Source organism: Kocuria oxytropis (assembly GCF_040981195.1).
GTDB lineage: Bacteria > Actinomycetota > Actinomycetes > Actinomycetales > Micrococcaceae > Kocuria > Kocuria oxytropis.
The window spans coordinates 42,862-67,609 of sequence record NZ_JAVFXA010000004.1 but is presented as its reverse complement, the minus strand read 5'-3'; the positions used below and the strand labels follow the sequence as shown (position 1 = coordinate 67,609).

Annotated in this window: 27 protein-coding genes; 17 read left to right on the top strand and 10 right to left on the bottom strand. The window is 74.2% G+C overall.

Going from position 1 to position 24,748, the window contains the following annotated elements:
* Positions 1 to 197 precede the first annotated feature (197 nt).
* Positions 198 to 1,796 carry a ribosomal protection-like ABC-F family protein gene (gene abc-f / locus QYM41_RS05595; protein WP_368798765.1) on the top strand — a complete coding sequence of 533 codons (1,599 nt, stop codon included), beginning with the start codon at positions 198 to 200 and terminating at the stop codon, positions 1,794 to 1,796.
* Positions 1,797 to 1,866: 70 nt separating this feature from the next.
* On the opposite strand, the gene QYM41_RS05590 is transcribed toward abc-f, so the two are convergent.
* Genes QYM41_RS05590 through QYM41_RS05580 form a run of 3 tightly spaced genes read right to left on the bottom strand, consistent with a single transcriptional unit; the run spans position 1,867 to position 3,678 of the window.
* Positions 1,867 to 2,853, bottom strand: coding sequence for an SURF1 family cytochrome oxidase biogenesis protein (locus tag QYM41_RS05590; RefSeq protein WP_368798764.1), 987 nt, complete (start codon positions 2,851 to 2,853; stop codon positions 1,867 to 1,869).
* Positions 2,850 to 3,128: a hypothetical protein gene (locus QYM41_RS05585; RefSeq protein ID WP_368798763.1), complete on the bottom strand. Its 279-nt coding sequence runs from the start codon at positions 3,126 to 3,128 to the stop codon at positions 2,850 to 2,852. The genes QYM41_RS05590 and QYM41_RS05585 overlap by 4 nt, the downstream gene beginning before the upstream one ends.
* Before the next feature lie 55 nt (positions 3,129 to 3,183).
* Entirely contained in the window at positions 3,184 to 3,678 is a 495-nt protein-coding gene (locus tag QYM41_RS05580) for a DUF3099 domain-containing protein (RefSeq protein WP_368798762.1), read from the bottom strand.
* 174 nt (positions 3,679 to 3,852) lie between these two features.
* Here QYM41_RS05580 and QYM41_RS05575 point away from each other — a divergent pair, with 174 nt between their 5' ends.
* The 5 genes from QYM41_RS05575 (at position 3,853) to QYM41_RS05555 (ending at position 8,288) form a co-directional block, all read left to right on the top strand.
* Positions 3,853 to 4,581 carry a beta-ketoacyl-ACP reductase gene (locus tag QYM41_RS05575; RefSeq protein WP_368798761.1) on the top strand — a complete coding sequence of 243 codons (729 nt, stop codon included), beginning with the start codon at positions 3,853 to 3,855 and terminating at the stop codon, positions 4,579 to 4,581.
* 115 nt (positions 4,582 to 4,696) lie between these two features.
* Positions 4,697 to 5,455: an SDR family oxidoreductase gene (locus tag QYM41_RS05570; protein ID WP_368798760.1), complete on the top strand. Its 759-nt coding sequence runs from the start codon at positions 4,697 to 4,699 to the stop codon at positions 5,453 to 5,455.
* 216 nt (positions 5,456 to 5,671) lie between these two features.
* The gene (locus tag QYM41_RS05565; RefSeq protein ID WP_368798759.1) at positions 5,672 to 6,685 is read left to right on the top strand and encodes an ATP-binding cassette domain-containing protein; all 1,014 of its coding nucleotides are present in this window, start codon (positions 5,672 to 5,674) and stop codon (positions 6,683 to 6,685) included.
* Positions 6,682 to 7,512, top strand: coding sequence for an ABC transporter permease (locus tag QYM41_RS05560; protein ID WP_368798758.1), 831 nt, complete (start codon positions 6,682 to 6,684; stop codon positions 7,510 to 7,512). Before QYM41_RS05565 ends, QYM41_RS05560 begins: the two co-directional genes overlap by 4 nt.
* A 266-nt stretch (positions 7,513 to 7,778) precedes the next feature.
* Positions 7,779 to 8,288, top strand: a complete 510-nt coding sequence (locus tag QYM41_RS05555; protein WP_368798757.1) for an SRPBCC domain-containing protein — start codon at positions 7,779 to 7,781, stop codon at positions 8,286 to 8,288.
* A 90-nt stretch (positions 8,289 to 8,378) separates the two neighbouring features.
* Here the strand turns inward: QYM41_RS05555 and QYM41_RS05550 are convergent, their stop codons facing one another.
* Both QYM41_RS05550 and QYM41_RS05545 read right to left on the bottom strand, forming a co-directional pair.
* Entirely contained in the window at positions 8,379 to 8,771 is a 393-nt protein-coding gene (locus QYM41_RS05550) for a VOC family protein (RefSeq protein WP_368798756.1), read from the bottom strand.
* A gap of 49 nt (positions 8,772 to 8,820) precedes the next feature.
* The gene (locus QYM41_RS05545; protein ID WP_368798755.1) at positions 8,821 to 9,234 is read right to left on the bottom strand and encodes a VOC family protein; all 414 of its coding nucleotides are present in this window, start codon (positions 9,232 to 9,234) and stop codon (positions 8,821 to 8,823) included.
* A 106-nt stretch (positions 9,235 to 9,340) separates the two neighbouring features.
* On the opposite strand from QYM41_RS05545, the gene QYM41_RS05540 reads away from it, so the two are divergent.
* The 3 genes from QYM41_RS05540 (at position 9,341) to QYM41_RS05530 (ending at position 11,947) form a co-directional block, all read left to right on the top strand.
* On the top strand, positions 9,341 to 9,895 hold the full coding sequence (locus tag QYM41_RS05540) for a dihydrofolate reductase family protein (protein ID WP_368798754.1): 555 nt from the start codon (positions 9,341 to 9,343) through the stop codon (positions 9,893 to 9,895).
* Between the two features lie 110 nt (positions 9,896 to 10,005).
* On the top strand, positions 10,006 to 11,430 hold the full coding sequence (locus QYM41_RS05535) for an FAD-binding oxidoreductase (protein ID WP_368798753.1): 1,425 nt from the start codon (positions 10,006 to 10,008) through the stop codon (positions 11,428 to 11,430).
* Positions 11,431 to 11,536: 106 nt separating this feature from the next.
* Positions 11,537 to 11,947: a Clp protease/crotonase-like domain-containing protein gene (locus tag QYM41_RS05530; RefSeq protein WP_368798752.1), complete on the top strand. Its 411-nt coding sequence runs from the start codon at positions 11,537 to 11,539 to the stop codon at positions 11,945 to 11,947.
* Positions 11,948 to 12,027: 80 nt separating this feature from the next.
* Here QYM41_RS05530 and QYM41_RS05525 read toward each other — a convergent pair whose 3' ends face one another.
* From QYM41_RS05525 to serB, 4 genes are all read right to left on the bottom strand, one after another.
* A complete protein-coding gene (locus QYM41_RS05525; RefSeq protein WP_368798751.1) occupies positions 12,028 to 12,303 on the bottom strand; it encodes a hypothetical protein in 276 nt (91 codons plus the stop codon).
* 44 nt (positions 12,304 to 12,347) lie between these two features.
* The gene (locus tag QYM41_RS05520) at positions 12,348 to 13,013 is read right to left on the bottom strand and encodes a response regulator (RefSeq protein ID WP_368798750.1); all 666 of its coding nucleotides are present in this window, start codon (positions 13,011 to 13,013) and stop codon (positions 12,348 to 12,350) included.
* Positions 13,010 to 14,746 (bottom strand): sensor histidine kinase, encoded by a 1,737-nt coding sequence (locus QYM41_RS05515; RefSeq protein ID WP_368798924.1) that lies wholly within the window; start codon positions 14,744 to 14,746, stop codon positions 13,010 to 13,012. The genes QYM41_RS05520 and QYM41_RS05515 overlap by 4 nt, the downstream gene beginning before the upstream one ends.
* Positions 14,747 to 14,852: 106 nt before the next feature.
* Positions 14,853 to 15,782, bottom strand: coding sequence for a phosphoserine phosphatase SerB (gene serB, locus QYM41_RS05510; protein ID WP_368798749.1), 930 nt, complete (start codon positions 15,780 to 15,782; stop codon positions 14,853 to 14,855).
* A 90-nt stretch (positions 15,783 to 15,872) separates the two neighbouring features.
* Here serB and QYM41_RS05505 point away from each other — a divergent pair, with 90 nt between their 5' ends.
* The 8 genes from QYM41_RS05505 to QYM41_RS05470 all read left to right on the top strand — a co-directional run bounded on the left by QYM41_RS05505 (position 15,873) and on the right by QYM41_RS05470 (position 23,673).
* A complete protein-coding gene (locus QYM41_RS05505; protein WP_368798748.1) occupies positions 15,873 to 16,658 on the top strand; it encodes an ABC transporter ATP-binding protein in 786 nt (261 codons plus the stop codon).
* Positions 16,659 to 16,756: 98 nt separating this feature from the next.
* Positions 16,757 to 17,593, top strand: a complete 837-nt coding sequence (locus tag QYM41_RS05500; RefSeq protein WP_368798923.1) for a sulfite exporter TauE/SafE family protein — start codon at positions 16,757 to 16,759, stop codon at positions 17,591 to 17,593.
* 176 nt (positions 17,594 to 17,769) lie between these two features.
* A complete protein-coding gene (locus QYM41_RS05495; protein ID WP_368798747.1) occupies positions 17,770 to 18,591 on the top strand; it encodes a TrmH family RNA methyltransferase in 822 nt (273 codons plus the stop codon).
* A gap of 125 nt (positions 18,592 to 18,716) precedes the next feature.
* Complete coding sequence (locus tag QYM41_RS05490; protein WP_368798746.1) at positions 18,717 to 19,286, top strand: AMIN-like domain-containing (lipo)protein; 570 nt, start codon at positions 18,717 to 18,719, stop codon at positions 19,284 to 19,286.
* A gap of 151 nt (positions 19,287 to 19,437) precedes the next feature.
* Positions 19,438 to 19,986: an AMIN-like domain-containing (lipo)protein gene (locus QYM41_RS05485; RefSeq protein ID WP_368798745.1), complete on the top strand. Its 549-nt coding sequence runs from the start codon at positions 19,438 to 19,440 to the stop codon at positions 19,984 to 19,986.
* A 226-nt stretch (positions 19,987 to 20,212) separates the two neighbouring features.
* Positions 20,213 to 20,473, top strand: coding sequence for a type B 50S ribosomal protein L31 (locus QYM41_RS05480; RefSeq protein WP_058875018.1), 261 nt, complete (start codon positions 20,213 to 20,215; stop codon positions 20,471 to 20,473).
* Positions 20,474 to 20,729: 256 nt separating this feature from the next.
* Positions 20,730 to 21,803 carry an LCP family protein gene (locus tag QYM41_RS05475; protein WP_368798744.1) on the top strand — a complete coding sequence of 358 codons (1,074 nt, stop codon included), beginning with the start codon at positions 20,730 to 20,732 and terminating at the stop codon, positions 21,801 to 21,803.
* Between the two features lie 100 nt (positions 21,804 to 21,903).
* Entirely contained in the window at positions 21,904 to 23,673 is a 1,770-nt protein-coding gene (locus QYM41_RS05470) for a glycosyltransferase family 4 protein (protein ID WP_368798743.1), read from the top strand.
* A 13-nt stretch (positions 23,674 to 23,686) separates the two neighbouring features.
* Here the strand turns inward: QYM41_RS05470 and QYM41_RS05465 are convergent, their stop codons facing one another.
* On the bottom strand, positions 23,687 to 24,586 hold the full coding sequence (locus tag QYM41_RS05465) for an oxygenase MpaB family protein (RefSeq protein ID WP_368798742.1): 900 nt from the start codon (positions 24,584 to 24,586) through the stop codon (positions 23,687 to 23,689).
* Positions 24,587 to 24,748: the final 162 nt, after the last annotated feature.

Genomic DNA, 24,748 nt, shown 5'->3' with positions numbered 1-24,748 from the left:
CAAGGGCTCCTCGGGGGCGTGGGCGGGGAAGGCAGAACGGCCGCCGGGTCGGGGCGACGGCGATCAAGCCAACACTAAGGCGACTGTTGGAGGGCTGTCCAACATCACATCGGCTTCCCGGAGCCGCTCCGGTAGAATGGACATGTCGCCCGGTCAGGGCGCCCCACCTCCCCGCACTCCCTCGAAAGGTCTCCTCCGTGATCACTGTCCAGAACCTCGAACTGCGTGCCGGTGCGCGGCTGCTCATGGACGAGGTCAACTTCCGCGTGGACAGAGGGGACAAGATCGGTCTCGTCGGCCGCAACGGCGCCGGCAAGACGACGATGACCAAGGTCCTGGCGGGGGAGACCCTGCCCGCGGGCGGGACGGTCACGCGCACCGGTGCCATCGGCTACCTCCCGCAGGACCCGAAGGTCGAGGACATGGAGCAGCTGGCCCGGGACCGCATCCTCTCCGCGCGCAACCTCGCCGGCGTGGTCGCCCGGCTGCGCCAGGCCGAGCAGGACATGGCCTCCGAGGACGACGCCGTGCGCGCCAAGGCGATGCGGGGCTACGACCGGCTCGAGGCGGAGTTCCTCGCCGGCGGCGGCTACGCCGCCGAGTCCGAGGCCGCGACCATCACGTCCAACCTGGACCTGCCCGAGCGGATCCTCGACCAGCCCCTGCGCACCCTCTCCGGCGGCCAGCGCCGCCGCGTGGAGCTGGCGCGGATCCTGTTCTCCGACGCCGACATCATGCTCCTGGACGAGCCCACCAACCACCTCGACGCGGACTCCGTGGTCTGGCTGCGGGACTTCCTGAAGAACTTCCCGGGCGGGCTGCTGGTGATCAGCCACGACGTGGAGCTCATGGAGATGGTGGTCAACAAGGTCCTCTACCTGGACGCCAACCGCTGCGTCATCGACCTGTACAACATGGGCTGGAAGAACTACCTGCTGCAGCGGGAGCAGGACGCCCACCGCCGCAAGCGCGAGTACGCCAACGCGGAGAAGAAGGCCTCCGCCCTGATGGACCAGGCCAACAAGATGCGCGCCAAGGCCAGCAAGGCCGTCGCGGCCCAGCAGATGATCAAGCGCGCCGAGCGGCTCATGAACGGGCTCGAGGGCGAGCGGCAGGCGGACAAGGTCGCGAACATCCGCTTCCCGAAGCCCGCCGACTGCGGCAAGACCCCGCTGACGGCACGGGACCTGTCCAAGTCCTACGGTTCGCTCGAGATCTTCAACGACGTGGACCTGGCCATCGACCGGGGCTCACGCGTGGTCATCCTCGGGTTCAACGGCGCCGGCAAGACCACGCTGCTGCGGATGCTCGCGGGCGAGGCCGAGCCGGACACCGGCGAGGTGGTCCCCGGGCACGGCCTCAAGCTGGGCTACTTTGCGCAGGAGCACGACACCCTGGACCCGGAGCGGACCGTGCTGGAGAACATGCGCTCGGCGGCCCCCGACCTCGCCGACACGGAGGTCCGCAACGTCCTGGGCTCGTTCCTGTTCCAGGGCGACGACGTCTCCAAGCCGGCCGGGGTGCTCTCCGGCGGCGAGAAGACCCGGCTGGCGCTGGCGACCCTCGTGGCGTCCTCCGCGAACGTGCTGCTGCTCGACGAGCCCACCAACAACCTGGACCCGGCCTCCCGCCGGGAGATCCTCAACGCGCTGCGCACCTACGAGGGCGCGGTCGTGCTCGTCTCCCACGACGAGGGCGCGGTCGAGGCGCTGGACCCCGAGCGTGTGGTGATCCTGCCCGACGGCACCGAGGACCTGTGGAGCCAGGAGTACCAGGACCTGATCTCCCTCGCCTAATCCGCACGCCTGAACCGGGGGCCTGATCGGCGCGCCCGAGCAGGGCGCCCGATCCCCGCCGCGCCCCGGTTCAGTCGCGGCCGGCCGCGGTGCGCTCGCGCTCCAGGGCGTCCAGCAGCGCGTCCTCCTCGTCCTCCCAGGTGGGACGGGAGCGCTTGCGCTGCGGCTTGGGCCGCATGAGGGACTTCAGGTGGGCCGGCATGTCGTCGGCCATCTCCATCTGCCGCACGACGAGCTCCTCGTCGCCCTCGCCGATGTAGGTGCCGTCCTCGTCGTAGAACCGCGAGAGCCGCCGCTCCATCTCCTCGGCGTACTGCCGGTCCCACTCGTCGTTGCGCGCCTGCTGGCGGGCCGCGTAGCCGTAGGCCACGAAGAACAGGGCCGCGAACGCGTACCACTGCAGCGAGTAGGACAGGTGCGGCCCCGAGTTGATCTCCGGTTCGGGCGCCGGGGCGGGGGCCACCGCAGGGGCCGGGTCCTCGGCGAAGACCTCGCCGTAGGCCTCCGTGCCGACCGGCAGGTCCCACCGCTCGCGCAGCTCCCCGAGGTCCACGGACGCGATCTGGCCGGCGGGCGCGCCACGGTCGACGGCCGGCTCCCCGGGCTGGAGCCGGGCGGTGACGGTCACCTCGCCGGAGGGCGGGGCGGGCACCTCGTCCGGCATCCCGTTGGCCGCGGCACCGGTGGGGATCCAGCCGCGGTCCAGGACCACGACCTGCCCGTCCTGGGTGCGGAAGGGCACGAGGACCTCGTAGCCCACGCGTCCGTCCTGCGGCCGGTTGCGGACCAGGACCTGGTGCTCCGGCAGGTAGCGGCCGGTCAGCCGCACCGGGTGCCACGTGAGGGACCCGTCGTGGTCGGCGAACTGCTCCGCGGCCTCCGGGCCGGTCAGGGGCTCGGCGCGGTAGTTCTGCGTGATCTTGGCGTTCTCGCCCACGAGGTGGTCGTTGCGGTCCATCTGCCAGCCGCCCAGGTACACGGAGACCACGGCCGCGGCGCAGGCGAGGAGGAAGAACCCGAGCCACTTGCCGCTGAGCAGGAACCGGTAGCCGGTCATCCCTGCCGCTCCTGCGCGGGACCGGCCTCGCCGAGCGGGACGGTGTCCTTCCAGAAGCCGCGCGCACCGAGGAAGTGCTCGAGGTCGCCGCGGTGCTCCGGGCAGGCGAGCCAGATCTTGCGGCGCTCGGGGGTGTGCACCCGCGGATTGTTCCACCGGATCTGCCACGCGGCGTCCGCCCGGCAGCCCTTGCGGGAGCACTGGGGGGTGTCGGGGCCCGCCGGGGGAGTGTCGGCGCCCCGCGGGGACAGCGATCCGAGCAGGTCGAACTCCACGGCGGTCGTGCTCCTCAGGGTCTGCGGTCGGGTCCCGGGACGGCCCGCGGCGTGCTCAGGCCGCGCCGCGGTGCCGGGTGGTGTCGTCCTCGACAGTAGCGGAGGAAGCCGGGTCCTCGCTGGGAGCGGCCGTGCTCCCCGTGCCCGGCGGGGTGGTGCCGTCCTCCCCGTGGCCGGGCACGAACTCGCCCTCCAGGACGAAGCCGATCGCGAGCGGCTCCGCCGGCGGTGCCGGTTCGGGGGCGGCCGCCAGCGCCGGGGCTCCCGGCGGCTCGTAGTAGTGGCTGGTCCGGGTGGAGCGGTCGTTGCTGTTGGCCAGCAGGACCGCCATCCACGGCAGGATCGCCACGCCCAGGATCGCGACGCCGCGGACCCAGATGTTGTCGACCGCCACGAACACGACGAGGCACACGATGCGCAGGCCCATCTGGATGCTGTAGACCTTCATCCGGTGGCCCATGTCCTGGGTGTGCGGCTCGGCGGTGGCCGTGATGGAGTGGACGTCGTCCTGGCCGGCGGTCTCGCCGGTCGTGAGATAGCGCTTGGTCATGGTCCTCCCAACAGACGATCAATTGTCTCACCGGGGTCCGACATCACGAAGCGTGTTCCCGGGGACCACCGGCGTCCCGCCCGCCCCGACCGGTACCATTGGGGGGATCTTCGCGCGGGCCCTCGACGGTCGCCCGCCGCCGTCCCGTCACCCACGACCGAAAGGCCCTTCCCCATGGCAGACGAGCAGCGCAGCCCGGCACCCCGCACCGTCCTCGTGACCGGCGGCAACCGCGGGATCGGACGGGCGATCGCGCAGGCGTTCCGCGACGCCGGTGACAACGTGGCCGTCACCTACCGCTCCGGCGAGGCGCCCGAGGGCTTCTTCGCGGTGCAGGCCGACGTGACCGACTCCGCCTCGATCGACGCCGCCTACAAGGCCGTGGAGGCCGAGTTCGGCCCGGTCGAGGTGGTCGTGGCCAATGCCGGGATCACCCGCGACACCCTGCTGCTGCGGATGAAGGAGCAGGACTTCCAGGACGTCGTGGACACCAACCTCACCGGGGCGTTCCGCGTGGTGCAGCGCGCCGCCAAGGGCTTCATGCGCCTCAAGCGCGGGCGCGTCGTCCTCATCTCCTCCGTGGTGGGCCTCTACGGCTCCCCGGGGCAGGTGAACTACGCCGCGTCCAAGGCCGGCCTGGTCGGCATCGCCCGCTCCATCACCCGGGAGCTGGGCGGGCGCAACGTGACCGCCAACGTCGTCGCCCCCGGGTTCATCAACACGGAGATGACCGCCGCCCTGCCCGAGGACACCCAGAAGAACTACCTGGACACCATCCCGGCAGGCCGCTTCGCCGAGCCGGAAGAGGTCGCCGCCGTCGTGCGCTGGATCGCCTCCGAGGAGGCCAGGTACATCTCCGGCGCCGTCATCCCCGTGGACGGCGGCCTCGGCATGGGCCACTGAGCCCCGCCGCCCCACGGTCTCCGCACGTCCCACCGCATCCGTTCCACCGCATCCGTTCCACCGCATCCGTTCCACCGCACCCGTTCCACCGCACCCGTTCCACCGAAGGAGCACCATGAGTTCACTTGCAGGCAAGACCGCGGTCGTCACCGGGTCCTCGCGCGGCGTCGGCGCCGACACCGCCAAGCTGCTGGCGGCCGAGGGCGCCAACGTCGTCGTCAACTACCGGCAGAAGGCCCCCCGCGCCACGAAGGTCGTCAAGGAGATCGAGGCCGCCGGCGGCAGTGCCATCGCCGTCCAGGCCGACATGACGGAGCCGTCCGACGTCCGCCGCCTGTTCGCCGAGGCCGTGGAGGCCTTCGGCGGGGTGGACGTGCTGGTGCTCAACGCCTCCGGCGGCATGGAGACCGACCTGGGCGAGGACTACGCCCTCAAGCTCAACCGGGACGCCCAGGACGACACCCTCACCGCGGCCCTGGAGCACCTGCCCGAGGGCGGGCGCGTGGTGTTCGTGACCAGCCACCAGGCGCACTTCATCAACGACGTCGAGACCATGCCCGAGTACGTGGAGGTCGCGAGGTCCAAGCGCGCCGGCGAGGACACCCTCACCGCACGCATCCCGGAGCTCGACGGCAAGGGCATCACCTTCGTGGTGGTCTCCGGCGACATGATCGAGGGCACCGTGACCGCGACCCTGCTCAACCGGGCCCGCCCGGGCGCGCTCGAGGAGCGGCGCGAGGCCGCCGGCAAGCTCTACTCGGTGCACGAGTTCGCCGAGGAGATCGCGCGGATGGTCACCGCGGACGTGCCCACCGGGCACGTCGAGCTGGTCGGCGGGGCCGACGACTTCCTGGCCAAGGCCGGGCGCAAGTAGGCCGGCCCGGGGGCTCCCCGGCACACGGCACACGGACGGCGCGGCCCCGACCCGGGACGACCCGGTCGGCGCCGCGCCGTCCGCGCGCCCGCGTCCGGTGCGCTGTCCGGGGCGGGTGAGATGCTGGGCGGGTCGCCGATCGCACGGCCGGTCCCCGGGCACCGCACGGGGCCGGCCGGCACCAGGGGCGGGCGCGTCCCGGAACGGAGCTCCACCATGACCGGTCCACTGATCGAGGTCGAGGCTCTGACCAAGACCTACCGGTCCCGGTCGGGCACGGTCCACGCCCTCGACGGGCTCGACCTGTCCGTGCCGGAGGGGACCGTCAAGGGTCTGCTGGGCCCCAACGGGGCGGGCAAGACCACGGTGGTCAAGGTGCTCACCACCCTCGTCACCCCGGACACCGGGACCGCGCGGATCGGCGGGGTCGACGTGCTCGCCGAACCGGCCCGGATCCGCCGGATGATCGGGGCCTCGGGCCAGTACGCCGCGGTCGACGAGAACCTCACGGGAGCCGAGAACCTGCGGATGGTCGGGCGGCTCTACCACCTGGGCGGGGCGGCCGCCCGCCGGCGGGCCGCGGAGCTGCTGGAGCTGTTCGGCCTCGAGCAGGCCGGCAACCGGCCCGTGAAGGGGTACTCGGGCGGCATGCGGCGCCGCCTGGACCTCGCCGGGGCGCTGGTCATCCGGCCCCGGGTGCTGTTCCTGGACGAGCCCACCACCGGTCTGGACCCGCGCAGCCGCATCGGGCTGTGGGAGGTGATCCGCTCCCTCGTCGCGGACGGCACCACGGTGCTGCTGACCACCCAGTACCTCGAGGAGGCCGATCAGCTCGCCGACGACGTCTCGGTCATCGACCACGGGCGCGTGATCGCCGCGGGCACCCCCGACGAGCTCAAGACCCGCCTCGGCGGCCACCGCGTCGTCGTCGTGCTCCAGGACCCGGCCCGGGCGGGGAGCGCCGCCGAGGTGCTCGCCCGCCACGGCGAGGGCGCCCCCACGCTCGACGAGCAGGGACGCGAGCTCCAGGTCCCCGTGGGGGAGGGCCCGGCCGCCCTCCAGCGCATCCTCGCGGAGCTCGACGCCCAGGGCGTCGGCCTGCACGACGCCGGGATGCGCCGGCCCACCCTCGACGACGTGTTCCTCTCGCTCACCGGGCACCCGACCGCCGCGGCCGCCGCACCGTCCGACGCCGGCGTGGCCGCTCCCGGCGCGGGGCGGCACCGATGAGCGCCCGCACCCTGCCGGGAGAGACCGCCCCCGGCGTGGCCACCTGGGCCGCCGACGGCTGGACCATCACCCAGCGCAACCTCGTCAAGCTGCGGCGCTCGCCGGACATGCTCGTCTTCGCCGTGCTCCAGCCGGTGATGTTCGTTCTGCTGTTCAGCCAGGTCTACGCCGGGTCCATCCGGGTGGAGGGCACCGACTACACCCAGTACCTGATGGCCGGGATCTTCGGGCAGACCGTGCTCTTCGGCTCCACGTTCTCCGGGGCGGGCATGGCCCAGGACCTCAAGGAGGGCATCGTCGACCGCTTCCGGACCCTGCCGATGAGCCGCTCGGCGGTCCTCGTCGGGCGGACCAACAGCGACCTCGTGCTCAACGCCATCTCCATGGTCATCATGATCGGCACGGGCTTCGTGGTCGGGTGGCGGTTCACCACGTCGATCGGGCAGTTCCTCGCCGGCATCGCCCTGCTGCTGCTGTTCAGCTACGCCTTCAGCTGGGTGATGGCTCTCGTGGGCATGAGCGTGCGCAGCCCGGAGACCGTCAACAACGCGTCCTTCATCATCCTGTTCCCGCTGACCTTCATCTCCAACGCGTTCGTGCAGTCCCAGAACCTGCCGGGCCCGCTCGAGGCCTTCGCGAACTGGAACCCCGTCTCGGCACTCGTCCAGGCCGCCCGCGAGCTCTTCGGCAACACCGGATCCGCTCCCGTGCCGGACGTGTGGCCCATGCAGCACCCCGTCCTGACGGTGCTGGCCGGCAGCCTGCTGCTGCTCGCCGTCTTCGTGCCGCTGTGCCTGCGCAAGTTCGCCACGGTCAGCTCGCGCTGACCCCGCCACGGTCCCCGGCGGCCACGGTCCCCGGCGGCGGTTCCTGACGGACACGCCCGGCGGCGGGGCGCGCACCCGGAGGCTCCGCTCCGCGCCGCGCGCGCCAGGCGCTCCGCGCCGCCCGCCCCGGGGGGCGTGCGCGACACCGTTCGCAATGTGACACGGCCCGTCGGCCGGGGGTGCTATTGATGAACCACACGGCGCGGTGCCGACCGGGCCCCGTCCGGCGCACCTCCGCGCGGTGCGGAGCCCAGCAAGGAGCCACCATGAGCCCACGGCCCACAGGACGTCTCGATCCGGCCGGCCACCTGGTCCTGGCCCGCACGTTCCGCACCTCGGCCGAGGACCTCTGGGGCGCGCTCACGGACCCCGGCCGGCTCGCCCGGTGGTACGGGACGTGGAGCGGGGATCCGGCCTCCGGGCGGGTCGACCTCCTCATGACCGCCGAGGACTGGGACCGGCCCGAGCCCCTCCTGATCCGCCGCTGCGACGCGCCCCGGCACCTGGCGCTCACGCTGGGCACCGCGGCCGACGCCTGGCGCGTGGACCTCGACCTCGTGGACTACGGCGGGACGACCGTCCTGCACCTCATCCACCGCTATCCGGACCCCGACGAGGTGGAGTCGGTGGGACCGGGCTGGGAGTACTACCTGGACCGGCTGGTCGCCGCCGAGACCGGCGGCGACCCCGAGGCCGTCGACTTCGCCCGCGACTACCACCCGGCGATGTCCGGGCACTACCGCCCGCTGGCCCAGCAGCTGCGCGCCCGGGCCTGACGCCCCGCCGGCCCCCGGACGGGCCGGGACCGAGCCCCGGCGGGACCGGGCCGGGACCGGGGCCGAGCCCGTGCCCCGGCGGGACCGGGCTCAGGCGGGGGCCGGGCCGGCGATCTGGATGAGGTTGCCGCACGTGTCGTCGAGCACCGCGGTGGCCCAGGGGCCGGTGACCGTGGGCTCCTGCACGAAGTGCACGCCGCGCTCGCGGAGCCGCTCGTACTCCGCCTGCACGTCCTTGACGCCGAAGCTGGTGAACGGGATGCCGTCGGCCACGAGCGCCGCCTTGAACGGCCCCACCGCCGGGTGCTCCGAGGGCTCGAGGACGAGCTCCACGCCGTCGGGCGCCTGGGGGGAGACCACGGTGAGCCAGCGGGCGCCGCCGGCCGGGACGTCGTGCTTGACCATGAACCCGAGCTTGCCGGTGTAGAACAGCAGGGCCTGCTGCTGGTCGTCGACGAAGACGCTGGTGTGGGTGATCCTCATGGGACGGTCCTCCTCGGGACGGGCTGGACAAGGGCTGGCACGGAGTGCGTCAGGAGCCGGCGTCGCCGATGCTGAGCATCCAGTGGACGCCGAACCGGTCGGTGCACATCCCGAACAGACCGCCCCAGGGCGCTTCCTCCAGCGGCATCGAGACGGTCCCGCCCTCGGCCAGGGCCTCCCACCAGCCGCGCATCAGGGCCTCGTCGTCGCCGCTGACGGAGATCGAGACGTTGTCCCCGACCGTCTGCTCCATGCCGTCCGGGGTGTCGGAGGCCATCAGGACCATGCCGGTCCCGGTGGTGAGCATCGAGTGCATGACCTTGTCGCGCTCCGCGGGGTCGCCGGCCCCGTACTCGCTGAACCGGCTGATCGACAGCTCCCCGCCGAACACCGAGCGGTAGAACGTCATCGCCTCCTCGGCGGAGTCCCGGAAGGAGATGTAGGGGTTCAGCAGCATGGGCATGGTCCGGCCTCCGCGTCGATGGGTCGCTGACCTCATCATGACGCCGTCCGGGCCGCGGGGGAAGGGACCCTGGGAAGGCGCCCCCGGGGTGCGTAACCTGGGGCGCATGAGCAGAGTGCAGTACTACGTGGCGGCCAGCGCCGACGGGTACATCGCCGACCGGGAGAACCACCTCGACTGGCTGCTGCAGTACGGGTTCGAGGCCTACCAGGAGCACTACGACGACTTCCTGGCCGATGTCGGGGCGCTCGCCATGGGGGCGAGCACCTACGAGTTCGTCCTGGACCAGGGGGACTGGGCCTACGGCGACCTCCCGGCGTGGGTGTTCACCCACCGGGAGCTGCCGCGCCCGGAGGGGGCGGACGTGCGGTTCGTCTCCGGGTCCGTGACCCTGCACGCCGACGCCGTGGTGGCGTCGGCGGGCGGGCGGAACCTGTGGGTGGTGGGCGGCGGGCAGCTGGCGGCGCAGTTCGCGGACGCCGGGCTGCTCGACGAGCTGTGGCTGACGTACATGCCGATCGTCCTGGGCGGAGGCCACCCCGTGCTGCCCACCGCAGCGGCCCGCGACCTGCGGCTGCAGCGCACCACCCACTTCGAGGGCGGTGCCGTGGAGCTGCGCTACCTCCTGCAGGGCCCGGACCGGCAGGTGTGGCCCGAGTAGCCGCCGCCCCTTGCCGCTCCGGACGGCGAGGTCTACAGTTCCTGCCACGGCACCGGCGGCCGCACCGCCGTTCCACCGGGGCCCGACCGCCCCCGGCACAGGGACGCCCCATGAGCACCCACCACCCGGCCACCGGAGGCCGGGAGACCGACCGGGCCCTGCAGGGCCTCGCGGAGCACCTCACCGGCACGCTGACCGGGCCGGACGACCCCGGCTACGACGAGGCCCGGCGGGTCTGGAACGGCATGGTCGACGTCCGTCCCCGGGCCCTGGCCCGGGCCGGGTCCGTGGCCGACGTCGACCACGTGCTGGCCACCGCCCGGAGCACCGGGCTGCCGCTGGCCGTGCGGGGCGGCGGGCACAGCATCGCCGGGCACAGCACGGTCGCGGACGGACTCGTCCTGGACCTCGGTGGCCTGACCGGTGTCGAGGTCGATCCCGCCACGCGCACCGTGACCGTGGAACCGGGGGCGACCCTCGCCCACGTGGACCGGGCCACGGCTCCGCACGGCCTCGCCGTGCCGCTCGGCGTGGTCGGCGGCACCGGCGTCGCCGGGCTCACGCTCGGCGGCGGCATCGGATGGCTGACCCGCACCCACGGGCTGACCGTGGACAACCTCCTCTCCGCGGAGGTCGTGACCGCCGCGGGGGAGCACCTGCACGTCGACGCCGCCGAGCACCCGGAGCTCTTCTGGGGGCTGCGCGGCGGGGGCGGGAACTTCGGGGTGGTCACCTCCTTCCGCTACCGGGCCCGTCCGCTCGTGTCCCCCGTCCTGGCGGGCGGGCTCGTCTACCGCCGCCCGCACTGGGAGCAGGCGCTGACGGCCTTCGAGGAGTGGACGCGGGAGCTGCCGGACGAGATGAACCCCATCGTCTCGTTCGTGGTCCTGCCCCCGGAGTACGGGCTCGGCCCCGAGGTGCTCATGACCGTCGGTCTGGTCTGGGCCTCGCCGCGGCACGGCCCCGGCCTCGAGCTCGTCGACCGCCTGCGCACGGCGGCACCGCCCGATCTCGGGACGGTGGCCCCGGTGCCCTGGACCGTCTGGCAGACCGCGAAGGACGCGGTGTTCCCGGCCGGATCGAGGGGCTACTGGAAGAACGTGGCGTTCAGCCGGCTGGACGAGGAGGTCGTGGCCGCCCTCGTAGCCGTGGCGTCCGAGATCGGCTGGGTGGGCAGCGGCATCAACCTGCACTGCCTCGGGGGCGCGTTCGGCCGTGTGCCCGAGGACGCCACGGCCTGGCCCCGCCGCACCGCGCGGTTCTGGGTGCACGTCTTCGGGTTCTGGCGCGACCCGGCCGACGACGTCCGGCTCACCGCGTACGCCCGGAGGGTGCACGCGGCCCTGGCGCCGTTCGCGGAGCAGGGCCAGTACGTCAACTTCCTCGGGGCGGAGCCCGGGGCCGACCCGGTCACCGCCGCACGCCGGGCCTACGGCCACGACAAGCACGAGCGGCTGGTCGCGCTGAAGAACCGCTACGACCCCGGCAACCTCTTCCGCGGCAACCACAACATCGTCCCGACCGGCCACCGCTGAGACCGGCCACGGCCGGCGCCCCGAGACCGGTCACGGTCGGCGCCCCCGGGGGCGACACGCGCCGGGTGCCCGCCCTGGTCCATGCAGGCGCATAGTATTCACGGCGATGACCACCACCGCCCGGACCCCCGACAGCATGCTCCAGGCCGCCGAGGAGGCGCTGCACCGCGCCCGGCGCAGCTACGCGCGGAGCCTGCTGCGCCTCGTCGCCGCCGAGCTGCTCCGCCGGCACCCGGACGCGGTGCGCCTGGACGTGCTCACCCGCGAGGGGGACCGGGAGTTCTTCGTCGACGCGCTGCGGGACGCGGACGATCAGTTCCTGTGGGGCGATCCTGGCCGGGTCGTCGTGGTGCGCGAGACGGCCGACGACGATCTCGGCGGCACCGTCACCGTCGCCGCACGGGACGTGCGCGAGCTCGTGGGCCGCGCCCTCGACGCCTACGACGGGCCGCTCGAGCGGCTGCTGCGCCACGACGCGGAGCGCGGGACGTACTGGCTGGACCTCGCCCGTCCCTGAGCGTCCCGACCCGGCCGGGTGCCCGCGGGGACCGGGCGGGCCGGCCCGCCGGCAGGCACGGACCGCGCGGGACGACCGGTTCACTCCTCGAAGGCGGGCCACAGCCCGGTGCCCAGCCGGACCTCCAGCCGCGCGATCGTGTACCCGTCCGGCCAGACGTGACCGTCCAGGATCCGCGACAGCGCGGTGTGGTCGACGCCGGCGATCGCGCCGACCTCCCGGAGGGGACGGGATCCCACGACCGCCCGCAGGTTCACCGCGAACAGCCGCGCCCGCTCGGCCACCGGGTCGTCGCAGATCTCGTCCGGCCAGCGGACACAGTGGTCCTGCGGTTCCGGTCGTACCCTGCTGGCCATGGCGCGCAGTCTAGGCATCCGCCCTGAGCATGAACCGGGCGTCCTCAGGTGGCGGCGGGGCCGTAGCGGTGCTCGGGGCGGCCGGTGCTGCCGTAGCGCAGCTGGATCTCGACCGAGCCGTCCTCGGCCAGCGCCGAGAGGTAGCGCTGGGCCGTGGCACGGGAGATGCCGACCTTGCGGGCGATCTCCGCGGCCGGCAGCGGGACCCCCGGCTCCAGGGCCGCGAGGACCGAGGCCTCCGTCGCGGAGCGGGTGCGCTCGCCGGGGGCGGAGCTCTCCCCGGGGTGCAGCGCGTGCAGGGCCCGGTCGACCGTCTCCTGCGTCAGGGCGTCCCGGTCGGCGAGCAGCCGGCGGTACCGGGCGTAGGCCCGCAGGGTGCGCGCCAGCCGGTCGTTCGGGAACGGCTTGATCAGGTAGGCGAGGGCGCCCCGGCGGACGGCGGTGCGCACCGAGGCGGGGTCGGCCGCCGCGGTGAGCATGATGACGTCGACGTCGAGGGCCCGCAGCAGGTCCAGCCCGAGCGCGTCGGGCAGGTAGACGTCCAGCAGGACCAGGTCCGGCTGGTGTGCGTGGACGGTGCGCATCGCCTGCTCGGCGGTGCCCACGGGGGTCAGGGCCGTGAAGCCCGGCACCGCGTTGACGAACCCCGCGTGCAGCCGGCCCACGTGGAAGTCGTCGTCGACCACGAGGACGACCAGGTCGTCGCTCATCCCGCTCCTTTCGCGCCCGCGTTCCCGTGCCCGGCCGTGCCCGGAACGGCGGCACGGACCACGGTACCCGGCAGGCGTGCGCAGAACACGGCCCCGGGGCCGCCGGGCCGGCCCTGGTCGGCCACCCACACGTCTCCGCCCCGCCGCCGGGCGAGCTCCCGGCTCAGCGAGAGGCCGAAGCCCCGGCCGTGCGCCGCGCCGAGGCCTGCCGCCCCGGTGCCGTCCGGCGGCACGCCGGGCCCGCCGGCCGTGGACCAGCCCTGGGCGAAGATCGGCTCGGTCTCCGCCGTCGGGAGGCCGTCCCCGGAGTCGGCGACGACGAGGTGCAGCGTCCCCTCGCCGTCGGACCAGTCGTCGAGCAGCTCGACCTCGACCCAGCGTTCGGCTCCCGTGCCCTGGACGGCGGCGCGGACGGCGTTGTCGACGAGATTGCCGATGACGGTCGTGACGTCCTGGGGGTCGACGACCTGCCCGCGCACGAGGGTCTCGGCCCCGATCCGGAGGGTCACCCCGCGTTCGGCGGCCTCGACGCTCTTGGCGCCCAGGAAGGCCTGGAGATAGGGGTCCCGGAGCAGCTCGGCCTGTTCGGCGGGGTAGGTCAGGGGGCCGGTCTCGGTGACCTCGGCGACGTACCGGCGGGCCTCCTCGACCTCCCCGATGCCGAGCAGCCCCGAGATCGTGTGCAGCCGGTTGGCGAACTCGTGGCGCTGGGCGCGCAGGGCGGTGCTCAGGGCGCCCACGGCATCGAGCTGGCGGGTCAGGGACTGCAGCTCGGTGCGGTCCCGGAGGAGGACCACCCAGCCGAGGTCGGGCGGGCTCGTCCCGGCCGGGCGGACGGCCCGCGCGGAGAGGATGAGCACGTGCGGGCCGACGACCTGCTCCACGGCGGGGGAGGCAGGGGTCGCCTCGGCCAGGAGGGCGGGGACGGACTCGGGCAGGCCTGCCGCGTCCAGGGGCAGGCCCACCAGCCGGGCGGGGTCCGCGACGCCGAGCAGCCGCCCCGCCTCCCGGTTGACCACGGTGATGCGGCGATCGGGCGAGACACCGATGACGCCCTCGTCCACGCCGCGCAGCACCGCCTCCTGGTCCTGGGCGAGCGTGACGATCTCCTCGGGCTCGAGACCGAGGGTGAGCCGCTTGAGCCGGCGGGCGATCGCGGCCGAGGCGGCGGCCCCGAGACCGAGCGCGAGGACCGCGGTGGCGGCCACCGGGGCGATGTCCTCCTCGAGGCTGGCGAACACGTCGGCCCGGGAGAAGCCGACGTTGACCCCGCCGATCACCTCGGTGCTCGATCCCGGGGCGTAGACGGGGACCTTGGCGCGCGCGGAGCGGCCGAGCGTGCCCCGGGCCTGCCCGGTGAACTCGCGTCCGGCCAGGGGCTCGCTCGGGTCCGTGCTGACCCGTTGGCCGAGCTGGGCGGGATTGGGGTGCGCCAGGCGCAGTCCGTCCTCGTCGTAGATGACCACGAAGAGGGCCTGCGTGCGCCGCCGGACGTCCTCCGCGTCCGCCTGGAGCGGTCCGCGTGCGAGGGCCTCCGGGTCCAGGGCCTCCGGTCCGCCCGCGGCCACCTCCGCCACGGCCTCCCGGATGTCGTCGGTGCCGGCCACGGCCCTGGCGATGGCGAGCGCCTGGTCCTCCGCGTCGCGGCCCAGCCGCTCGTAGGTGAGCCACCCGTAGACGCCGCCGCACATCGCGACCACCAGGGCGACCACGGCCAGGTGCAGGAGCATCATCCGGGTCAGGAACCCGGGCCGCTGCGGCCGGGCACCGGGTGCCGTCACGGTCCCTCCTCGGGGCGGGTCGGGGGCCTCCCGTGCCGTCGCGGACGGCACGGCGGGCTCACAGGTCGGCGAAGAAGCGGACCGCGTCCAGGTTCGGGAGATTGACCTGTGCGTCGGCGGCGGCGCGCAGCGCGGGCTTGCCGTTGTAGGCGACGCCCAGGCCCGAGGCGGTGAGCATGTCGATGTCGTTGGCGCCGTCGCCGACCGCGATCACGTCCTCGAGGGCCACCTCGAGCTCCTCCGCCCACGTGCGCAGGCACCGCTCCTTCACGGTGGGGTCGACGACCTCGCCGACCACCCTGCCCGTGAGCTTCCCGTCCTCGACCTCCAGGGTGTTGGCGGTGTGCCGGGTGAGGCCCAGCTGCTCGGCGAGCGGGCTCAGCACGCCCAGGAACCCGCCCGAGACGGCCGCCACGGCGTGCCCCTCGCGCAGGAACGCCTTGACCAGCACGTCCGCCCCGGGGGAGAGGCGCACGGCGGCGGTGACCTCGTCGATGACGGTGGCGGGCAGACCGGCCAGGGTCGCCACGCGGGTGTGCAGCGACTCGGCGAAGTCCAGCTCTCCGCGCATCGCAGCCTCGGTCACGGCGGTGACCTCGGCCTCGACCCCGGCGTGGGCCGCGAGCATCTCGACGACCTCCTGCTGGATGAGGGTGGAGTCGACGTCCAGGACGAGCAGCTTCCGGCGCCCGGGGGCGAACAGGCGGGTCGGGACCACGTTGACGTCCACGCCCGGCAGCATCTGGGTGAGGGGGTCGGGGCGCAGCGCGGCGAGCAGCGCCGTCGCGTCGGAACCCTCCACGAAGGCGGTGAACGCGTTGTAGCCGGGCACTCCCGAGTCGGGGCCCGCGGACCCGGATCCGGTGACCCGCACGGCGGAGAACCGCTCGACCTCGGCACCGGTGTCCTGCACCAGGGTGAGGATGCGCTCCCGGGCCTCCGGGTCCGGATTCTGGGCGAACGCGATCACGGCGAGGTCGGTGGTCATGCGGCCAGTGTATCGGTGACCCCGGACGCACCCACCCGGCCGGGGCGCGCGGGCGGGAAGCGCCGCCGCCGGTGCCCTACAGTGGCCGGTATGAGTGCTGTGGTGGAGATGGTGGACGTCAGCGTGGTCCGGGGACAGAAGACCCTCCTGGAGTCGGTGGACTGGGTCGTCAACGAGGGCGAGCGGTGGATCGTGCTCGGCCCCAACGGCGCCGGCAAGACCACGCTGCTGTCCATCGCCGCGGCCCGGCTGCACCCCACCCGCGGCATGGTCGACATCCTGGACGAGATCCTCGGCGCCGTGGACGTCTTCGAGCTGCGCCCCCGGATCGGGCTGAGCTCCACCGTGCTCGCCGCCCAGATCCCCGAGGCGGAGACCGTGCGCAACTGCGTGGTCACGGCCGCCTACGGCGTGACCGGGCGGTGGGTCGAGAGCTACGACGACGCCGACGAGGCCCAGGCCGGTGAGCTCATGGCCGCCTGGGGCATCGACCACCTCGCCGAGCGCCGGTTCGGGTCGCTGTCCGAGGGCGAGCGCAAGCGCGTGCTCGTGGCCCGGGCGCTGATGACCGACCCGGAGCTGCTGCTGCTCGACGAGCCGGCGGCCGGTCTCGACGTGGGCGGGCGGGAGGACCTGGTGGCGCGCCTCGACGAGCTCGCCCGGGACGAGGCCGCGCCCGCCGTGGTCATGGTCACCCACCACCTGGAGGAGGTGCCCGACGCCTTCACCCACGCGCTGCTGCTGCGCGAGGGACGGGTCGTGGCCGCCGGACCCGTCCGGCAGGTCATGACGCAGAGGAACCTGTCCGAGACCTTCGGCCTGCCGCTCAAGCTCGTGCGGGTCGGCAACCGCTACGCGGCCTTCGCCCGGTCCTGAACCGCTCCGTGCTGCTCTCTGTTCCGGGGTCCGTACCGCTCTCCGTGCCGGCGGCCGTGGCCGGGGCCGGTGAACTGCTCACCGGCCTCCTCGACGGCCTGCCCTTCGAGGGCTGGCAGGTGGGGCTCATCCTCCTCGCCGGGGTGTGGGCCGGGCTCATCAACACGATCGTGGGCTCCGGCACCCTGGTGACCTTCCCCGTGCTGGTGACCATGGGCGTGCCGCCGGTGACCGCCTCGATGTCCAACGCGATGGGCCTGATCGCCGGCAACCTCACGGGTGCCTGGCACTACCGCCACGAGCTCAAGGGGGTCGAGCGGACCCTCCTGAAGCTCGTGCCGTTCTCGGTGGTCGGCGGCGTCATCGGGGCGGCCCTGCTGCTGCACGTGCCCGAGTCCGTGTTCGGCTACGCGGCGCCCGCCCTGATCGTCGTCGCCCTCCTGTTCGTGATCTTCCAGCCGCGGCTCCAGGCGGTGGTGCGCCGCCGCAAGCAGCACCAGGCCGAGGCCGCCGACGCCGCGGCGCGGGCCCGCGGGGAGGCACCCCGGCCCCTCGACCCGGACCGCGCCCCGCAGCCCGTGTCCCTGTACGCGCTGGTCCTCCTGGCCGGCGTCTACGGCGGCTACTTCGTGGCCGCCCAGGGAGTGCTCCTGCTGGGCATCCTCGGCGTGTTCCTGCTCGCCTCCCTGCAGGCGGCCAACGCCGTCAAGGTGGTGCTCGTGGCCCTGGTCAACATCGTGGCCGCGGTCTCCTACGTCCTGTTCGCCCTCGACCGGATCAACTGGTGGGTCGTGCTGCTCATCGCCGTCAGCTCCACCGTGGGCTCCTGGGCCGGGGCGAAGATCGGCCGCCGGCTCTCACCGGTCGTGCTGCGCACCGTGATCGTGGTGCTCGGCGTGGTGGCCCTCGTCAACCTGGTGTCCCGGCTGCTCTGACGAGCTCCCCCCGCCGCCCCGGGCCCTCCCGGTGGCCGGTCCGCTCCACGCCCGTGGCGCCCGCAGGACGCCGTCGCCCCGTGCCGCCGCCCGGACGTCCCCGGCCGTTGGCACGGGGCGCGGACCGCACCGGCTACGATCGGGGCGACCCCACGCCCCGACCCCGAAGAGACCCCGTGACCGACTTCCCCCACCTGATCCGTCTCGAGAGCGCCGACGACCCGCGGGTGGCCGACTACGCCCGGCTGACCGACGTCAAGCTGCGGCGCAAGCTCGAGCCCGAGCGCGGCATGTACATCGCCGAGTCCTCCAAGGTGCTCCGCCGGGCGCTCGCGGCCGGGCACGCGCCGCGGTCCTTCTTCATGGCGGACAAGTGGCTCGAGGACCTCGCGGACGTGCTGGCGGAGCACCCGGACGTGCCCCTGTACGTCGGCACGGACGAGGTGCTCGAGCAGATCACGGGCTTCCACCTGCACCGCGGGGCGATCGCGGCCATGCAGCGCCCGGAGCCCGTGGACCTGGAGGACCTCCTGGCGTCGTCGCGCCGGGTCGCGGTCCTCGAGGACATCGTCGACCACACCAACGTCGGGGCGATCTTCCGCTCGGCCGCCGCGCTCGACGTCGACGCGGTGCTCGTCACCCCGCGCTGCGCCGACCCCCTGTACCGCCGCTCCATCCGGGTCTCCATGGGCACCGTGTTCCAGGTCCCCTGGACCCGCCTGCAGCACTGGACCGCCGACCTGCAGCGGATCAAGGACGCGGGCTTCACCACGGCGGCGCTCGCCCTGAGCGAGGACTCGATCACCCTCCAGGAGCTGTCCGCGCGCCGGGACGAGCGGCTCGCCCTGGTGCTCGGCACCGAGGGGGACGGACTGAGCGCCGCCACCGTCCACCACGCCGATCTCACCGTCCGGATCCCGATGTCCCACGGGGTGGACTCCCTCAACGTCGCCGCCGCCTCGGCCGTGGCGTTCTGGGAGACCCGGCCCGGCCGGTAGTGCCCCGGCGGGAACATCACGATCCGGACGTCAACCGGACTCCGGCGCGGGGCGGCGGGGCGGCGCGGTGGATCATGGGAGCACACGGTCGTGCGCCCGCACGACGGGGAGCGAGAAGGTGCCCCATGCGGAAGCTGCTCTCGTGGGTCTCGGCCGCCGGTCTGGCCCTCGGCCCCGCCCTGCTCGCCCCGGCGACGGCCGCCGCCGCGCCCGCGTGCAGCACCGGCTGGGGGACGGAGGCGGAGTACCAGGCGCCGTCGATGCTCCCGCACGAGACGGCGCACCCGCTCAGCGTCCGCGCGGGCCGGGACGAGTGCTGGGACCGGTGGGTCGTCGAGCTGGAGGGCGAGTTCCAGGGCTACGTCGTGGGCTACGTCGACGAGCTCAGCGGCATCGGCTCGGGCCTGCCGATCCCCTCGCGCGGGGACGCGGCCCTGGCCATCAGCTTCGAGGCCCAGGCGTACGGGGAGCTCGACGGCACGGACGTCCGGATCTTCTACGGCCCGCACGACGACGACGAGGTGTGGGACGTCAGCGGCTTCCCGGCGTTCCGGCAGGTCCTGTGGCAGGGCGGCTTCGAGGGACGGACGGCCATGGGGCTCGGCGTGCGCGAGGAGCTGCCGTTCCGGGTCCTCGTGCTGGACGGGCCGGACGACTACACCCGGCTCGTCATCGACGTCGCGCACACGCCCTGACCGGCGCGGCCGGTCACAGTTCGGTCGTCGATCCCCCTCCGGCCAGCGCTGTTGGCGTCCGTGAAGACTATCCTGGAGGGGTCTGCGAGGCCCGGTCCGAGAAACCGCGGCACCAGCCGGCGTCCGGGCGCAGAGGAACAGCAGGTGTGCGATGAAGAAGCTGATCTCATGGCTGGCGGCCCTGGTGCTGGCCATGGGGCTGGGGCTGATCGTCCCCGGCAGCGCGAACGCCGCGGCCCCGTACTGCGGCATCACGTGGGGCTCCGGCCCGAAGTACTCGAAGACGTACACGGGGGATGCGATCACCGACGTGCGGTCCGGCCGGCACGCGTGCTTCGACCGCCTGGTCGTCGACCTGCACGGGAAGCGCGCGGCAGGCTACAACGTGCAGTACGTCGCCTCCGTCCACGAGGACGGCTCGGGCAGGAGGATCCCCCTGCGGGGCGCGGCCAATCTGCGGATCATCGTGCACGCACCGGCCTACAAGGACGGCAAGGCCACCTACCTCCCGAAGAACCGCAAGGAGGTCGTCGACGTGACCGGCTACCGGACCTTCCGCCAGGTGGCGTGGGCCGGCAGCTTCGAGGGCCAGACCACCATCGGCCTCGGCGTCCGCGCGAGGCTGCCGTACCGGGTCTTCGTGCTCGACGGCCCGGGGAAGCACACCCGGGTGGTGGTGGACGTCGCCCACCGCTGGTGAGCCCGTCCGACGACCGGCCACCGCCGCGCGAGGGGCCCGGCATGCCGGGCCCCTCGCGCGGCGCCACGGCGCGTGAATTCTGCCCCGGAATCCGGTACGCTGGACCGCTGGTGCCCGATGCCCCCGCCCCCTCTCGAACCGCGCGGACGGACGACGACGGCGCACCGCCCACCGAGCGAAACCGTGACTGGCAAAATCCAGGCACCGACGAAAAGGTACGAACCCCATGAAGACTGACATCCACCCGGACTACCACCCGGTCCTCTTCCGCGACCTGGCCTCCGGCAAGACCATCCTGACCCGCTCCACCGCTACCTCGCAGAAGACGGAGACGTGGGAGGACGGCAACGAGTACCCGATCATCGAGGTCGAGATCTCCTCGGAGTCCCACCCGTTCTACACCGGCAAGCAGCGCATCATGGACTCCGCCGGTCGCGTGGAGCGCTTCAACGCCCGCTTCAAGAACTTCGGCAAGTCCAGCAGCTGACGTTCGTCCCGCTCGCGGGGCCCAGCACCACCGCACCCAGGCCCGGACCGCATCGGTCCGGGCCTGCGTCGTCCCCGGGCCCGGAGCACCTTGACCCCTCGACCCGCCGCGCACCGCGTGCGGGCCCGCAGACCTCCGGCCACGCCGTGCTCCCAGCGGTCTCCGAGCGCGCTCCGAGCCACGACGGCCTAGCATGGGCGGACCCGGCCCGTGGGTCGGGCCCGCCCTCCGCCGTCCAGTGAACCGGGAGCCCCGCATGTCCGTCGACGACCGCGACCCCACCGGCGGCACCCTCCGGGGCGTCCCCCGGGAGACCGGCACCGGTCCTGCCGGCGGACGGGCGCCGCGGCGTCGCCCCGGCCGCCGGGCCCTCGTGGCGGTCCTGGCGATCCTGCTGGTCCTCGCCCTGGCGGGCGGGGCGTTCGTCTGGAACCTGGGACGGACCTTCGACGCCCGCCGGCAGGTCGTGGAGAACGCGTTCCCCGCGGAGCCGGGGCGGCCCGCGGCGGGCTCCGCGCAGGACCGGGGCACCACCGTGCTGCTCCTCGGCGCGGACAGCACGCCCGGTGGGCGGGCGGACGTGGGCGTCGTCGGGGAGCGGGCGGACACCATCATGCTGCTGCACGTGCCCGAGGACGGCGGGGAGGCCTACGTCGTGTCCATCCTGCGGGACACGTGGGTGCCGATCCCCGGGGTGGGCGAGGCCAAGATCAACGCGGCGCTGGACATCGGCGGCGTCCCGCTCATGGTCGCGACGGTCGAGGAGCTCGTGGGCACCCGGATCGACCAGGTCGCCGAGGTCGACTTCGCCGGTTTCCAGGCCCTCACCGACGCCCTCGGCGGGGTCACCATCGACGTGCCGCAGGACTTCGTCTCCAACGAGGGCATGACCTTCGTGCAGGGCCCGGAGCACATGGACGGCGAGCGCGCCCTCGAGTTCGTCAGGGAGCGCAAGGCCTTCGAGACCGGGGACTTCCAGCGGGTGGAGAACCAGCGCCGCTACGTCCGGGCGGTGCTGGACCGGCTCCTCGGGTGGCAGACGCTGCTCAACCCCGTGCGGCTGCACGCCGTGGTCAGCGACTTCTCGCCGTACCTGACGGTCAGCGAGGGTCTCGACTCGGCGTGGCTCGCCGGCCTGGCCCCCGACCTGGTCGGGCTCTCCGCCGGCGACCTCCGGATGGTCACGGCACCGCAGCGCGGGCTCGGCGTGTCCCCGGACGGGCAGTCCGTGGTGCTCCCGGACCTCGAGGCGATGGCGGGGATCGGCGCGGCCTTCGCCTCGGGTGATCCGGGCCGATCTCTTGCTACGCTGAACCCTGACGATCAGTAGTTCCCGGCAGGCCCCCGACCTGGCGGAGAGCGACTTCCCCCGCCCGCAGCACGCCCCGTGATCGACCGGGACGGCCCCTCTTGACCCCCGCGAGAAGGCCATGCCGCACACCCCCCGCCCTTTCAGCCCGGACGACGAGCCCCAGGCCTTCTGGGTGCCCGCAGCCCGGATCCTCCCTGCCGGCACGGCAGGGCCCGCCGCCCGGGCCCTGCTGCGCAGCCCCTGGCCCGAGGCCGGGGCGGCCGTGGCCCGCACGCTGGGCCCGGACGCCGGGGCGCAGCGGCGGCTCGAGGCCCGGCTCCGGCGCGCGGCCCGGGGGACCTCCACGCCGAAGGGGGCGCGCCGCCTGGCCGAGGCGGCCCTGTCCGCCGGACGGGTGGCCGAGGCGGACCGGCTCCTGGCGCTGGTGCCTCCCGGCACGAGGGACCTCGCCGGCACGAAGGCCCGCCGGCACCGCCACGTCGGCCGCATCTCGGAGGCCGTGGTCGAGCTGCGGCGGGCCGTGGCCGCCGGACGGGCCACGCCGGGGGAGCGGCGCCGTCTGCTCCACTACGAGGACGAACTGCGGCTGCTCTCCGGGTGGCGGCCGGCCCTCACCCCGGTGGTGGGCTACCAGGCCGATCCCGCCTCCGTGCTGCACGTGCTCGCCGGGACCCCGCCGCGCGTGCGGGGACGGCGCGCTCCCCGCGCCCACTCCCTGCTCTCGGCGACCGTGGCCCAGGGCTGGACCGTGACCGCGGTGACGCGGCCGGGCCCGGCGGTCGCCCACGGCAGGGGGCACGGGGCGGAGCCCGAGGTCCTGGACGGCGTCTCCTACCTGCGCCTGCTGCCCGCCCACCGGGCGCTCCTGCCCACGGCGCGGCTGCAGCAGGAGGCGCAGGCGCTCCTCGAGCTGGCGCTGCGCGCCCGGCCCGCGGTGCTGCACACCACGAGCCGGCCGGGCAACGCACTCGTGACCCGGGCGGTCGCGGAGGCCCTGGGGATCCCGTGGGTCTACGAGGTGCGGGAGCTGCCGGCCGACCGGTGGGCGGCGTCGAGGCCGGCCGAGGCCGCCACGAGTGAGCGCCACCGGCTCGACTGCGCCCGCGAGGCCGAGGTCCTGGCCGCCGCGGCCGACGTGGTGACCACGAGCCGCGCGATGCGGGACCGGGTCCGGGCGCTCACCCGCTCCCAGCCGGCCGGTCCGGTGCCGGTCCGCGTGGCGCCCCCGGCCGTGGACGGTCCGTACCTGGCCGACCCCCGCCCGCTGCGGGAGGCGCGGCGGGTCCTGGGGCTGCCGGAGACGGCCCGGGTGGTGGGCGCGGTCGCGGACCTGGTGGAGCACGAGGGACTCGACGACCTCCTGCGCGCCGCCGCCCTCGTGGCCGCCGACGTCCCGGAGCTGCTCGTGGTGCTCGTGGGCGAGGGCCCGGCGCGCTCCGCGCTCGAGGACCTGGCCGCGAGGCTCGGGCTCGGGCGCCGGGTGCGCTTCACCGGGCGGGTCCCCGACGAGCAGGTGGTGCAGTACCACCAGGCGTTCGACGTGTTCGTGGTCTCCCGCAAGGACCGTCCGGTGACCCGGGCCGCGGCCCCGACCGAGTCCGTGGAGGCCCTGGCCACCGGCACGCCCGTGGTGGCCTCCCGGCTGCCCGTGCTCGCCGAGACCGTGGCCGACGGCATCACGGGGATGCTCACCCCGCCGGAGGAGCCCGAGACCCTCGCCACGGTGCTGCGGATGATGCTCGAGAGCCCGGCGGTGCGCCGCTGCCTCGGCGGCGAGGGCCGGCGCCGCGTGCTGCCGGAGCGGACCTGGAACGGCGTGGCCTCGGCCGCCGCGCAGGCCTACGACCACCTGACCGGACGCGCCGGCTCCGAGGAGGCGTCCGCCTGACAGGGCCGGGGGCTCACAGCAGCCCGAGACGGGCGAGACGGCGCCGTGCGGCCGCCTCGCTCGGGCCCGTCTCGCCGAGGGCCTTGCCCACGACCGCCAGGGTGAGCCCGGCGGCGCCCCGGGTGGGCAGCGGCACGGGGCCCAGCCGGGGCCGGTCGAGGCCAAGCAGCTCCAGCCGGTCCGCCGGCAGCGAGTCCACGACCGCGGCGAACAGGGCCCGGTAGCCGGGCAGCAGCACCGGGTCCAGGGGCGGGCGGCGCAGGAACGCCACGACCTCCTCGACCCGGGCTCCGCCGGTGAGCCGGGGTCCGAAGCTCCGGAGACGCTCGTCCAGCTCCGCCTCGGAGCGCGGGGGCCGCGCCACGCCCATGAGCTGCCCGGCCACGGCCCACTCCCGCACGTAGGCGTCCGGCCCGCCCGGGATCGGCCCGCCCCACCGCTGGTGGCTGCGGAGGAAGGCGTCCGTGAACGCGAGGTGCACCCACTCGGCGAGGTCGGGGTCGTTCGCGCAGTAGGGCCGCCGCAGGCCGTCGGCCCCCGTGTAGGTCCCGCGCACGCTCTCGTGCAGTCGCTGCACGTGCTCGGAGGCCCGGCGCGCGGCCGTGGTGTCCCCGTAGGTGACGGTGAAGATCCAGCGGATGGTCCCGGCCAGCCGGCCCAGCGGGTCCTGCCGGTAGTCGGAGTGCTCCACGACGCCCGCCAGCGCTCCCGGGTGCAGCGCCTGGGTGAGCAGGGCGCGCACGCCGGCGGGGATGGTCGCCATCGACCCGTGCACGGCCCACACCGCCGACCCCGGCCGGAAGTGCCCGGCGTCCTCGCCCTCGGCCAGCGCCAGCTCCCACTCCGGCACGCGGTCCGCCCGGCCGGCGAACGTCGTGCGCAGCCGGTCCTGCAACGGCGCCATCAGTCCCATGTCGCGCTCCTCCCGTGCCCTGTGCTCGGTGCCTGTTCCGGGTCCCTGGACCCGGAACGTCATCGACCATCATGGCCCGCGGCTCCGACATCGGCCGGGACGGGCCACCGGGGGCGGTCCCGGGGGCCGGCGGCGGGACCTGCGCGGCGCACACGCCGGAGC

What these genes read in the sequence shown, in the direction of transcription:
- QYM41_RS05590 (WP_368798764.1), bottom strand. Translation starts at nt 2,853, where the DNA reads ATGACCGGCTACCGGTTCCTGCTCAGCGGCAAGTGGCTCGGGTTCTTC.
- QYM41_RS05580 (WP_368798762.1), bottom strand. Translation starts at nt 3,678, where the DNA reads ATGACCAAGCGCTATCTCACGACCGGCGAGACCGCCGGCCAGGACGAC.
- QYM41_RS05575 (WP_368798761.1), top strand. Translation starts at nt 3,853, where the DNA reads ATGGCAGACGAGCAGCGCAGCCCGGCACCCCGCACCGTCCTCGTGACC.
- QYM41_RS05570 (WP_368798760.1), top strand. Translation starts at nt 4,697, where the DNA reads ATGAGTTCACTTGCAGGCAAGACCGCGGTCGTCACCGGGTCCTCGCGC.
- QYM41_RS05565 (WP_368798759.1), top strand. Translation starts at nt 5,672, where the DNA reads ATGACCGGTCCACTGATCGAGGTCGAGGCTCTGACCAAGACCTACCGG.
- QYM41_RS05560 (WP_368798758.1), top strand. Translation starts at nt 6,682, where the DNA reads ATGAGCGCCCGCACCCTGCCGGGAGAGACCGCCCCCGGCGTGGCCACC.
- QYM41_RS05555 (WP_368798757.1), top strand. Translation starts at nt 7,779, where the DNA reads ATGAGCCCACGGCCCACAGGACGTCTCGATCCGGCCGGCCACCTGGTC.
- QYM41_RS05550 (WP_368798756.1), bottom strand. Translation starts at nt 8,771, where the DNA reads ATGAGGATCACCCACACCAGCGTCTTCGTCGACGACCAGCAGCAGGCC.
- QYM41_RS05545 (WP_368798755.1), bottom strand. Translation starts at nt 9,234, where the DNA reads ATGCCCATGCTGCTGAACCCCTACATCTCCTTCCGGGACTCCGCCGAG.
- QYM41_RS05540 (WP_368798754.1), top strand. Translation starts at nt 9,341, where the DNA reads ATGAGCAGAGTGCAGTACTACGTGGCGGCCAGCGCCGACGGGTACATC.
- QYM41_RS05535 (WP_368798753.1), top strand. Translation starts at nt 10,006, where the DNA reads ATGAGCACCCACCACCCGGCCACCGGAGGCCGGGAGACCGACCGGGCC.
- QYM41_RS05530 (WP_368798752.1), top strand. Translation starts at nt 11,537, where the DNA reads ATGACCACCACCGCCCGGACCCCCGACAGCATGCTCCAGGCCGCCGAG.
- QYM41_RS05525 (WP_368798751.1), bottom strand. Translation starts at nt 12,303, where the DNA reads ATGGCCAGCAGGGTACGACCGGAACCGCAGGACCACTGTGTCCGCTGG.
- QYM41_RS05520 (WP_368798750.1), bottom strand. Translation starts at nt 13,013, where the DNA reads ATGAGCGACGACCTGGTCGTCCTCGTGGTCGACGACGACTTCCACGTG.
- QYM41_RS05515 (WP_368798924.1), bottom strand. Translation starts at nt 14,746, where the DNA reads ATGATGCTCCTGCACCTGGCCGTGGTCGCCCTGGTGGTCGCGATGTGC.
- serB (WP_368798749.1), bottom strand. Translation starts at nt 15,782, where the DNA reads ATGACCACCGACCTCGCCGTGATCGCGTTCGCCCAGAATCCGGACCCG.
- QYM41_RS05505 (WP_368798748.1), top strand. Translation starts at nt 15,873, where the DNA reads ATGAGTGCTGTGGTGGAGATGGTGGACGTCAGCGTGGTCCGGGGACAG.
- QYM41_RS05490 (WP_368798746.1), top strand. Translation starts at nt 18,717, where the DNA reads ATGCGGAAGCTGCTCTCGTGGGTCTCGGCCGCCGGTCTGGCCCTCGGC.
- QYM41_RS05485 (WP_368798745.1), top strand. Translation starts at nt 19,438, where the DNA reads ATGAAGAAGCTGATCTCATGGCTGGCGGCCCTGGTGCTGGCCATGGGG.
- QYM41_RS05480 (WP_058875018.1), top strand. Translation starts at nt 20,213, where the DNA reads ATGAAGACTGACATCCACCCGGACTACCACCCGGTCCTCTTCCGCGAC.
- QYM41_RS05475 (WP_368798744.1), top strand. Translation starts at nt 20,730, where the DNA reads ATGTCCGTCGACGACCGCGACCCCACCGGCGGCACCCTCCGGGGCGTC.
- QYM41_RS05470 (WP_368798743.1), top strand. Translation starts at nt 21,904, where the DNA reads ATGCCGCACACCCCCCGCCCTTTCAGCCCGGACGACGAGCCCCAGGCC.
- QYM41_RS05465 (WP_368798742.1), bottom strand. Translation starts at nt 24,586, where the DNA reads ATGGGACTGATGGCGCCGTTGCAGGACCGGCTGCGCACGACGTTCGCC.